Raw genomic sequence first — 10,606 nt, 5'->3', positions numbered from 1 at the left:
TTGGATAGTTGGATAGTTGGATAGTTGGATAGTTGGATAGTTGGATAGTTGGATAGTTGGATAGTTGGATAGTTGGATAGTTGGATAGTGAAGTTTAAAAAAATCCAAGAATCTAGAAATCCAATCGTCCCTAAATTCAAAAAGCTATCTTCTGATCTCATTGAGAAGAATGGCCGTGGCCGTAGCGACGTTCAGGCTTTCGGTTGTTGTTTTTCCGTATTGGGGAATGGAAATCCGCGATGTGACCAATCCACCAACGGTTTCTGAAACGCCATTGGCCTCATTGCCCATAACCAGAACTCCTTTGGGTGGCAATTTTTGCTGATATACCGAGTCCCCATCCATAAACGCTCCATAAATAGGCAAAGCCGTTTTTTTCAAATAGGCTTCCAAATCCACATAAGTCACGTTCACCCGGGCTATGGAGCCCATGGTAGCCTGCAGTACCTTGGGATTGAAACAATCCACGGTATCTTGGGAACAGACCAGATTCGGTATCCCAAACCAGTCGCACAACCTAATAATGGCCCCTAAATTCCCAGGGTCCCGGACGGCGTCCAAAGCAACGACCCAATCTGCCCCATCAATGGATTTAGGAACGGGAATATGAAAAACTCCCAGCACCCCATTGGGACTGGACAGGCTGCTCATTTGTTTCAATATGGAACTCGACACCAATTCCGGATTGTTAAATTCCACCCCTTTTTCAACGGCATCCACAAACAGCCCAAAGGGCTTCGCGCCTGCGTTCAACAGCTCCGAAACGGTCTTCTCGCCTTCCACGACAAACAAACCGTGTTGAGTTCGGTACTTTTTTTGCTTTAGGTTTACAACTAGTTTAATTTGGTTTTTTGTAACCATCTAAATCGTGTATTTTTGGCGTCTATGAGGGGTTCTTTAGGTCTAATGCGCAACGTGACAAAAATAGGGTTATTGTTGCTTATATTGAGTGCGGCTGGTTGCAATACCCTCAAAAAGGTGGGAGATGATGAACTATTGCTCACCAAGAACTCCATTTATGTGGATGAGGAAAAGGTAAGCGATAGTGAAATCAAAGGCCTTATCACCCAAAAACCCAACAGTAATGTCCTTGGATACCCCTTGCGCCTCAACCTCTATAATTTGGCCAAGGAAAACCCAGACTCTTCTTTTCAGGATTGGCTCCACCGCAAGGAAAAGCGGGAAAAAAGATTGAACAATCTCCTTTCCCAAAAACAGGTAAACCGTCTTCAAGAATCCTTTATCGTAAAAGGAGCCAGTGATTTTCTAAAAAGAATTGGAGAACCCCCTGTGGTAATCGACACCGCACTTACCCGTAAATCCTTGGAAAGAATGGAGGCGTATTATAGAAGTAAGGGATATTTCAACAATTCCGGAAACTACGGCATCTTGGAAGGAAAAAGAAAAAAAAGGGCCGAGTTGGAATACAAACTCAATCTGGGAAAGCCTTTTATCATTGACACGGTCCAAAAAAACATAAGCTCCCCTGAACTGGATTCCATTTACGACGCTTCATTGGATTTGACCTTGGTCAAAGAAGGGGACCAATTTGATCTGGCCAATTTTAATCAAGAACGGGAACGATTGACCACTTTGTTCCGAAACTCTGGGGTCTACAACTTTCAGGAGAGTTCCATCAGCTACGATATTCTTCGTGATACCACCCAATTGGCCGATGACCAATTGATGGACGTACAGCTTAACATCAAAAAATTCAGAAGCACCTCGGACAGTACGGATGTCAACAGTCCGTATAGAATCCATCACCTGAAAAAAATAAATATCTATGCCGATTATGTAATTGGCGGAGAAACCGATTCCCTACAATCCTTGGAATATGACAACTACACTATTTATTACAAGGACAAGCTCAGGTATAATCCAAAAGCATTGACCGATGCCATCTTTTTCCAAAAAGACAGCATTTACAGGGATTTGGACCGCATTCGTACCTATCGGCAGATTACCAACCTGAATACATTCAAATACCCGAACATTGAATTTATTCCGGACACCACCCAAACCCAATTGATTTCCAATGTGTATTTGGCGCCAAGGCCCAAGTTTTCATTGAACCTCGACTTTGATGTGACCCACTCCAACATACAACAGGTAGGTACTGCCTTCAGCACATCGGTCATTACAAGAAACGTTTTTGGTGGTGCGGAAACCCTGAACATTTCCGCAAGGGGTTCCATAGGCCTTTTGAGCGACGCCTCCCTCTTCTCTGATGAACCCTTTACCTCAGAGCTTGGTGGAGATGTGAACATTACCTTTCCCAGGATTTGGTTCCCGTTCAATACTGAGAAGATCATTCCGTACTATATGCTTCCCCAAAGTAGGTTGTCGGCAGGTACCAACTTTCAACGGAACATTGGGTTGGACAAACAGTCCCTGAATTCCATCTTGTCTTACAATTGGTCTCCTTCCACCCAATTAAAGCATAATGTGGAATTGTTGAATGTGGAATTTGTGCGCAACACCAACCCCGACAACTTCTACAATGTATATCGAAATACGTACAGAAATCTGGACAATATAGCCGATGCCTTTGAACAAGATCCGGCATTTGCCGATTTCTTTGAGGAAGTGGACAATGAAGATGACCCCTTTCAGTTGACCATCCCCGAAGGAGCCAATAAATTTGTAGATACCGTTCTCAACAATAACATCATACTGGACCCAGATGATTTGAACGAAGTCAACCGAATCAATGAACGCAGACAGCGATTGACCGAGAACAACCTCATCTTTGCCTCCAACTATACCTTTTTTAAAAATAGTAGGGTTGATATCAACGACAACAATTTTTATCAGTTCAGGATAAAACTGGAAGGGGCCGGGAATTTCCTTTCCTTGATTTCCAATGTGGTCCCGTACAACAAAAATGACCGCGACCAACTTCTGGTATTTGGTGTTCCCTTTTCGCAATACTTTAAAACAGAGTTCGATTTTATCAGGCACTGGGATGTGGATGACTCCAAGGTCATTGCCTTTAGAAGCTTTTTTGGCCTTGCGGTTCCCTATGGAAACTCGGACAACATTCCCTTTGTACGAAGCTACTTTGGCGGGGGCTCCAACGACAACCGGGCTTGGAACGCCTACGAACTGGGTCCCGGAAAGACCAACAACCTTAACGATTTCAACGAAGCCAACCTGAAGCTTGCACTGAACTTGGAATATCGGTTTCCCATAGCCGGGGATGTCAAGGGTGCTCTGTTTGCAGATGCAGGGAACATTTGGAACGTGTTTGACAATGAGGACAACCCCGATGCCATCTTTACCGGCTTCTCCTCCTTGGCCGATATTGCCTTGGGTACCGGTCTGGGACTTCGATATGATTTCACCTATTTTGTGTTCAGATTGGATGTTGGGTTCAAGGCCTACGACCCTGCCCGGCAGGGATCAGACCGTTGGTTCAGTGGATACAACCTGAAAAATGCCGTTTTCAACATCGGGATCAATTATCCTTTCTAGAGTAAATATTTTATTACTTTTGTGGCCTGACTCAACTTAATAATCGTAATCAACAATAATTATGTCCCACAATATTAAGCCCGGTGTTGCAACCGGTGACGAAGTACAAGCTATTTTCAATCATGCAAAAGCGAACGGTTACGCCCTTCCAGCAGTGAACGTAATCGGGTCCAATACCATAAATGCCGTATTGGAAACAGCTGCTGAGCTAAATTCCCCCGTCATCATACAATTTTCAAATGGCGGAGGTCAGTTCAATGCAGGAAAAGGACTTTCCAACGAAAACCAAAGAGCTGCCATTCTAGGGGCCGTTTCCGGAGCCAAACATGTACATCAATTGGCTGAAGCATACGGTGCCACTGTAATTCTTCATACAGACCACTGTGCCAAAAAACTATTGCCTTGGGTAGATGGACTTTTGGATGCCAGTGAAGAACATTTCAAGGCCACAGGAAAATCCTTGTTCAGTTCGCACATGATCGACCTTTCGGAAGAGCCCATTGAAGAAAATATTGAAATCTGCAAGACCTATTTGGAGCGCATGAGCAAAATGGGAATGACCTTGGAGATAGAACTAGGAATTACCGGGGGTGAGGAAGACGGTGTGGACAATAGCGATGTAGATGATTCCAAGCTGTACACCCAGCCCGAAGAAGTGGCATACGCCTATGAAGAATTGTCCAAAGTAAGCCACAGGTTCACCATAGCCGCTGCCTTTGGAAATGTACACGGGGTATACAAGCCGGGGAACGTAAAATTAACCCCCAAGATCTTGAAAAACTCCCAAGAATACATCACCAAAAAATATGGTGTTGAGGAAAACCACATCGATTTTGTATTCCATGGAGGTTCCGGTTCCACTGTAGAGGAAATCAGGGAAGCCATTGGATATGGTGTTATTAAAATGAACATTGACACCGATTTGCAATATGCATTTTTGGAAGGGGTACGGGACTATGTCCAAAACAAATCCACCTACCTTCAAGCACAGATCGGAAATCCTGAAGGAGATGACCAGCCCAACAAAAAATTCTACGATCCCAGAGTATGGCTTCGTGAAGGGGAGAAGACTTTTTCAAATCGATTGAAAAAAGCCTTTGAGGATTTGAACAATATAAACACCCTATAACACTTTCGTTTAACTTAATTTTGATTGCATGTCGTCTTGGTTTAAAAGAAAGGAAAAAGGAATACAGACCACCACCGAGGAAAAAAAGGACACCCCCAAGGGGTTATGGTATAAATCCCCTACTGGAAAGATTGTAGAGTCCGAAGACCTCGCCAAAAACTTCTATGTCAGTCCCGAGGATGATTACCATGTTAGGATAGGCAGCAAGGAATACTTTGAGATTCTGTTTGATGACAACAAGTACAAGGAACTTGATGCCAACATGACCTCCAAGGACCCGCTAAAGTTTGTGGATACCAAAAAATATTCCGATCGTTTAAAGACCGTACAGCAGAAAACAGGCCTTAAGGATGCCGTTCGTACCGCTGTTGGAAAATCCATGGGCAAGGATATCGTTATTGCCTGTATGGACTTCGGTTTTATTGGAGGATCCATGGGTAGTGTGGTAGGAGAAAAGATTTCCCGCGCCATAGATGAGGCAAAAAAGAAGAAGATCCCATTTCTGATGATTTCAAAATCAGGTGGGGCCCGTATGATGGAAGCCGCGCTTTCCCTCATGCAATTGGCAAAGACCTCGGCGAAGTTGGCCCAATTGGCCGAAGCCAAAATACCGTATATCTCGTTATGTACCGACCCCACCACAGGAGGAACCACAGCTTCCTATGCCATGTTGGGGGACATTAACATTGCGGAGCCAGGTGCGTTGATTGGTTTTGCCGGACCCCGGGTAGTAAAGGACACCGTAGGGAAAGACCTTCCTGAAGGTTTCCAGACCTCCGAGTTTTTGAAAGAACATGGATTTTTGGATTTTATCTCCCATCGTAGGGATTTAAAAAAGAAAGTGAACCAATATATAGACTTGATCACCAATCAACCTATAAGAAAATAAAAAAAGCCCCGAAATCGGGGCTTTTTTATTTTATGTAAGTTCGAGCGCAGTCGAGAACCTTTTGTTGAGTTTAAGCTACTGAATACATCTCGACTGCGCTCGATGTGACATTCAGCATTTTTATTTCCAATCCATAGCTAGTTCTTAAACCGGCGTAAAAATATTTCTTCTTCTGTTCCATCAGAATATGTGAGCATACCCTTTGCATCGCAACTGCCGTCCCCAAAATCCAAATGTACCGTATTGCCCAAACGTGAAATTTCCATGGCACCACTTACAATGAACCTACAGGAAAGTTCCCTTCGCAACGGAGTGATCACCTCCTTGACAAACTCATTGCCCACCCTACTCACATAAGTCCTTTTGCCTGTGATCAAGAATACATTGTCTCCCCAAAAACCGGTTCCAAACCCCTCGATCCACTCCCGGGTTCGCGTCCCCGTATACGATGCCGTTGTTGCATCGGGCCAAGTGGTTGAAAAACTGGTATTGGCCACCCCTTGCGGGTTTCCATTTTCGTTGGAACGCGTCCGAACAATACTCGCCGAACCTTCCACAGCCACACTATTGAACATAAAATTCTCCAAGTTGAACTCAATGGTATTTGTGGCTGCCTCCAAATCCAAAGCATAGCTTAGATAGATAACCCCACTCAAGATATTCCCATTGGGCATTTCACAACCTTCACCAAAATCAAGGGTCACTTCTTTGGTGGTTTCGGTAAGTTCTACTGTTACGGTGGCACAATCTGGCAAATACCCCGAGTTGTAGTCTATTTTGGAAGTGGTCGAAATTTCGTCAGTGGCATACATTTCTTCTGCAATGGCCGTAACCTCCTCGGAAATCATTTCGGTTTCATCACTGAATTTCAACTCTGTGGAAGAAATGACTTCTTCACTGGAAAGTTCCTCCCCATTGGACCCATCGGTACTGCAGGATACAACCGACAATATCAGCAGACCAACAACGGGAGCATAACTTTTTAAGCGCATTGGAATAGGACTCTTTTTCATAATGATTGAATTTAAATGGTTTGGTGCTTTGACCCGTTCAAGCCAAAAAGGTTTAAAATCTTGCCAAAATTCATAGATTCAAAAAAAGAACTTATCTTTGCACGCTGATTGCTTGTCCCCTGAAAGCCAGGGGAACTGTCAATCCATACATAAAAATCATTTAAATAAATATTGGAATGTATTTAACAAAAGAAGTAAAAGCCGAGATTTTCAAGAAACACGGCGGCTCAGAGAGCAACACTGGTTCTACGGAAGGGCAAATTGCATTGTTCACGCACCGTATCAACCACTTGACACAACACCTTAGAAGGAACCACAAAGATTTCAACACCGAGCGTTCTTTGGTGGCGTTGGTAGGTAAAAGACGTAGTCTTTTGGATTACCTAAAGAAAAAAGATATTGAAAAGTACCGTTCCTTGATCAAGGAATTAGGCATCAGAAAATAAAAACGACGGGGAGGCTTTGGCTTCCCCTTTGTTTTAGTTGGACGGGCTCCAACGACACAAAGTCCCATTAATGGGCAAACACAAAAAGCTTCAAATAGTTTTTCATTGGTCAGTGCCGAGAGGCAAACACAACAACAACACAACCCGACCGTCCGGATGACGGTAGACCAAATGTTTAACGACCCGTATCTTTTTTGACGGGTAAGACGAATTCTTATGATTCCAAAAACTTTTAAAGAGGTCATTGACCTTGGTGACGGTAGGGAAATCTCTATTGAAACTGGAAAATTGGCGAAACAGGCCCATGGTTCTGTAGTAGTCCAATCAGGCAAATGTATGTTACTATGTACCGTTGTCTCCAACTACAAACAAAGCGATGTCGATTTTCTACCACTTACCGTGGACTATCGCGAAAAATTTGCCGCTGCAGGACGTTATCCCGGCGGATTCTTCAAGCGTGAGGCAAGACCCAGCGATGGCGAGGTATTGACCATGCGTTTGGTGGACAGGGTTTTGAGACCTTTGTTCCCCAAAGATTATCACTCCGAAACACAGGTGATGATCCAATTGATGTCGCACGACGAAAACGTAATGCCCGATGCCATGGCAGGTTTGGCCGCTTCTGCAGCCATTCAATTGTCCGACCTTCCTTTTGAATGTCCAATTTCCGAGGTTCGCGTAGGTCGTATCGATGGCGAATTGATCATCAACCCAACCATGGAGCAGTTGAAAAGTTCCGATATCGATATGGTAATCGGTGCTTCTGAAGATTCCGTAATGATGGTAGAAGGTGAAATGAGTGAAATTTCCGAAGAGGAAATGGTGGAAGCCATCAAATTTGCCCACGAAGCCATTAAAGTACAATGTGCCGCACAGGTTAGATTGGCCGAAGCTTTCGGTAAAAAAGAAACCCGTGAGTACGAACCTGAAGTAGAGGACGAAGACCTTCAGAAGAAGGTTTATGACTTGGCATATGATAAAGTATATGCCGTAGCCAAAGCAGGTTCTGCAAAACACGAGCGTAGTGCTGCTTTTGAAGAAATCAAGGAAGAAATCAAAGCTACTTTCTCCGAGGAAGAATTGGAAGAAATTGGTGGTTTGGTTTCCAAATACTACCACAAAGCTGAAAAAGAGGCGGTTCGTAACCTAACCTTGGAAGAAGGACTTCGTTTGGACGGTCGTAAGACTACAGACATTCGTCCTATCTGGTGTGAAGTGGATTATTTGCCAAGTGTACACGGTTCTTCCATCTTTACCCGTGGTGAGACCCAAGCTTTGGCAACCGTTACTTTGGGAACCTCAAGAGAGGCCAACCAAATTGACATGCCATCTTACGAAGGTGAAGAAACCTTCTATTTGCACTATAACTTCCCTCCTTTCTCCACTGGTGAAGCACGACCTATTCGTGGTACTTCCCGTAGAGAGGTTGGACACGGAAATTTAGCACAACGCGCCCTTAAGGGTATGATTCCTGAAGATTGTCCATATACCGTTCGTGTGGTATCCGAAGTATTGGAATCCAACGGTTCCTCTTCCATGGCCACGGTTTGTTCAGGTACCATGGCCCTTATGGATGCCGGTATCCAGTTGAAAAAACCTGTTTCCGGTATTGCCATGGGATTGATCACCGATACCGAGTCCGGTAAATATGCCGTACTTTCCGATATCTTGGGTGATGAAGATCACTTGGGGGATATGGACTTTAAGGTAACCGGTACCGAAGATGGTATCACTGCTTGTCAAATGGACATCAAGGTAAAAGGTCTTTCCTATGAAATCTTGGTGAAAGCTTTGATGCAGGCCAAGGACGGAAGATTGCACATTTTGGGCAAATTGGTTGAAACCATTGCCGAGCCAAGACCTGATGTGAAGTCTTACGCACCAAAAATCATTACCAGAATCATTCCTGGTGAATACATTGGAGCATTGATCGGTAAAGGTGGTGAGGTAATCCAAGATCTACAGAAGAAGTCCAAAACTACGATCGTGATCAATGAAGATCCAGATACCGAAGAAGGTATCGTGGAAATCTTGGGTACCGATCAAGATGGTATCAATATGGTATTGGCCAAGATAGATGCGCTTATGTTCAAGCCTGAAGTAGGTAGCGTTTATGAGGTCAAGGTCATCAAAATCTTGGAGTTTGGTGCCGTTGTGGAATATACCGATGCCCCTGGTAACGAAGTATTGCTGCACGTATCTGAATTGGCATGGGAACGCACAGACAATGTAACGGATGTAGTCAATCTAGGCGATGTACTTGATGTAAAGTATTTTGGCTTGGACCCAAGGACCAAAAAGGAAAAAGTTTCCAGAAAGGCCTTGTTGCCCAAACCTGAGGGATATACCGAAAGACCGCCACGAAATGATAGAGGTGGTGACCGCAGAGGTGGTGATCGTAGAGGTGGTGACCGTAGAGGCGGTGATCGCGACAGAAAACCAAGAAGGGATTAATACACAATCCTTTATCAAAATAAAACCCCGGATATTCCGGGGTTTTTGCATTATTAAGAAATGTTTTACAAAAAAAACGCATCAAAATGTAACTTTTCCTTTTTTTCTACGTATAACCTAATGAGCTTCGGTTCACAAATTTAATTTGAAGGAGAAATTTTAGATGAGACAGTTAAAGATTACAAAGCAGGTTACCAATAGGGAAACCGCATCGTTGGACAAGTATTTACAGGAAATTGGCAAGGTGGATTTGATTACCGCCGATGAAGAGGTGGAACTTGCACAACGTATAAAAGCGGGAGATCAAGTGGCCTTGGAAAAATTGACCAAAGCCAACCTTAGATTCGTGGTTTCTGTTGCAAAACAGTATCAAAACCAAGGATTGACCCTACCTGATTTGATCAATGAAGGAAATTTGGGATTGATCAAAGCCGCACAACGTTTTGATGAAACCCGTGGATTCAAATTTATTTCCTATGCGGTATGGTGGATTCGTCAGTCCATCCTACAAGCTTTGGCCGAGCAATCGCGTATTGTGCGTTTGCCCTTGAACAAAATTGGATCCATCAATAAGATCAACAAGACTTTTGCGTTCTTGGAGCAAGCCCATGAGCGTACCCCATCTGCCGAGGAAATTGCCAAAGAATTGGACATGACCGTGGAAGATGTAAAACAATCCCTAAAAAATTCAGGTCGTCACGTATCCATGGATGCCCCATTGATCGATGGTGAGGATTCCAACCTTTACGATGTACTCCGTAGTGGTGAATCCCCTAACCCTGACAAGGAGCTATTGCACGAATCCCTACGCACTGAAATTGAACGTGCCTTGGAAACCTTGACTCCCCGGGAAGCTGATGTTATACGACTTTACTTTGGTTTGGCCGGACAGCACTCCATGACCTTGGAGGAAATCGGAGAGACTTTTGACCTTACTAGGGAAAGGGTTCGTCAGATAAAAGAAAAAGCAATCCGACGCTTGAAACACACCTCCAGAAGTAAGATTTTGAAGACGTATTTGGGATAAAACGTAAGATTATACCAACAAAATACAGTTAAACAAACCTTAAATTTGTTTTTTGGCAAGAAAGTTGTAATTTGTAAACCTACAACAGTTTATCATGACTGTTCGTTTTTTGATTGATGAATAAACTCCGGCTGATTACCGGAGTTTTTTCATTTATACCCCTTTCTTTAT

General features: G+C 43.8%; 8 protein-coding genes. 6 read left to right on the top strand and 2 right to left on the bottom strand.

Annotation, left to right across the window (positions count from 1 at the left end; translation table 11 throughout):
• Nucleotides 1–144: 144 nt before the first annotated feature.
• Nucleotides 145–861 carry a TrmH family RNA methyltransferase gene (locus F8C76_RS16600; RefSeq protein ID WP_152132718.1) on the bottom strand — a complete coding sequence of 239 codons (717 nt, stop codon included), beginning with the start codon at nt 859–861 and terminating at the stop codon, nt 145–147.
• A gap of 72 nt (nt 862–933) precedes the next feature.
• On the opposite strand from F8C76_RS16600, the gene tamL reads away from it, so the two are divergent.
• The 3 genes from tamL (at nt 934) to accD (ending at nt 5,495) form a co-directional block, all read left to right on the top strand.
• Nucleotides 934–3,477: a translocation and assembly module lipoprotein TamL gene (gene tamL / locus F8C76_RS16595; RefSeq protein WP_313847409.1), complete on the top strand. Its 2,544-nt coding sequence runs from the start codon at nt 934–936 to the stop codon at nt 3,475–3,477.
• A 61-nt stretch (nt 3,478–3,538) separates the two neighbouring features.
• A complete protein-coding gene (gene fbaA, locus F8C76_RS16590) occupies nt 3,539–4,606 on the top strand; it encodes a class II fructose-bisphosphate aldolase (protein ID WP_152132716.1) in 1,068 nt (355 codons plus the stop codon).
• A 28-nt stretch (nt 4,607–4,634) separates the two neighbouring features.
• Nucleotides 4,635–5,495 carry an acetyl-CoA carboxylase, carboxyltransferase subunit beta gene (gene accD / locus F8C76_RS16585; protein ID WP_152132715.1) on the top strand — a complete coding sequence of 287 codons (861 nt, stop codon included), beginning with the start codon at nt 4,635–4,637 and terminating at the stop codon, nt 5,493–5,495.
• Nucleotides 5,496–5,632: 137 nt separating this feature from the next.
• Here the strand turns inward: accD and F8C76_RS16580 are convergent, their stop codons facing one another.
• Nucleotides 5,633–6,508 carry a hypothetical protein gene (locus F8C76_RS16580; protein ID WP_152132714.1) on the bottom strand — a complete coding sequence of 292 codons (876 nt, stop codon included), beginning with the start codon at nt 6,506–6,508 and terminating at the stop codon, nt 5,633–5,635.
• Between the two features lie 176 nt (nt 6,509–6,684).
• Here F8C76_RS16580 and rpsO point away from each other — a divergent pair, with 176 nt between their 5' ends.
• The 3 genes from rpsO to F8C76_RS16565 all read left to right on the top strand — a co-directional run bounded on the left by rpsO (nt 6,685) and on the right by F8C76_RS16565 (nt 10,435).
• Nucleotides 6,685–6,954 carry a 30S ribosomal protein S15 gene (rpsO, locus tag F8C76_RS16575; protein WP_129654566.1) on the top strand — a complete coding sequence of 90 codons (270 nt, stop codon included), beginning with the start codon at nt 6,685–6,687 and terminating at the stop codon, nt 6,952–6,954.
• A 216-nt stretch (nt 6,955–7,170) separates the two neighbouring features.
• Entirely contained in the window at nt 7,171–9,408 is a 2,238-nt protein-coding gene (locus F8C76_RS16570; protein ID WP_152132713.1) for a polyribonucleotide nucleotidyltransferase, read from the top strand.
• 163 nt (nt 9,409–9,571) lie between these two features.
• Nucleotides 9,572–10,435 carry a sigma-70 family RNA polymerase sigma factor gene (locus F8C76_RS16565; RefSeq protein ID WP_072878578.1) on the top strand — a complete coding sequence of 288 codons (864 nt, stop codon included), beginning with the start codon at nt 9,572–9,574 and terminating at the stop codon, nt 10,433–10,435.
• Nucleotides 10,436–10,606: the final 171 nt, after the last annotated feature.

Origin of the sequence: Flagellimonas olearia, from assembly GCF_009184425.1 — a bacterium.
Taxonomy (GTDB): domain Bacteria; phylum Bacteroidota; class Bacteroidia; order Flavobacteriales; family Flavobacteriaceae; genus Flagellimonas; species Flagellimonas olearia.
Note: the sequence above shows the minus strand (reverse complement) of the source record. Positions and strands in the feature narration are given on the sequence as shown.

Bases quoted from the DNA above. Each gene is read 5' to 3' on its own strand.
- F8C76_RS16600 (WP_152132718.1), bottom strand. From the start codon at position 861: ATGGTTACAAAAAACCAAATTAAACTAGTTGTAAACCTAAAGCAAAAA.
- fbaA (WP_152132716.1), top strand. From the start codon at position 3,539: ATGTCCCACAATATTAAGCCCGGTGTTGCAACCGGTGACGAAGTACAA.
- accD (WP_152132715.1), top strand. From the start codon at position 4,635: ATGTCGTCTTGGTTTAAAAGAAAGGAAAAAGGAATACAGACCACCACC.
- F8C76_RS16580 (WP_152132714.1), bottom strand. From the start codon at position 6,508: ATGAAAAAGAGTCCTATTCCAATGCGCTTAAAAAGTTATGCTCCCGTT.
- rpsO (WP_129654566.1), top strand. From the start codon at position 6,685: ATGTATTTAACAAAAGAAGTAAAAGCCGAGATTTTCAAGAAACACGGC.
- F8C76_RS16570 (WP_152132713.1), top strand. From the start codon at position 7,171: ATGATTCCAAAAACTTTTAAAGAGGTCATTGACCTTGGTGACGGTAGG.
- F8C76_RS16565 (WP_072878578.1), top strand. From the start codon at position 9,572: ATGAGACAGTTAAAGATTACAAAGCAGGTTACCAATAGGGAAACCGCA.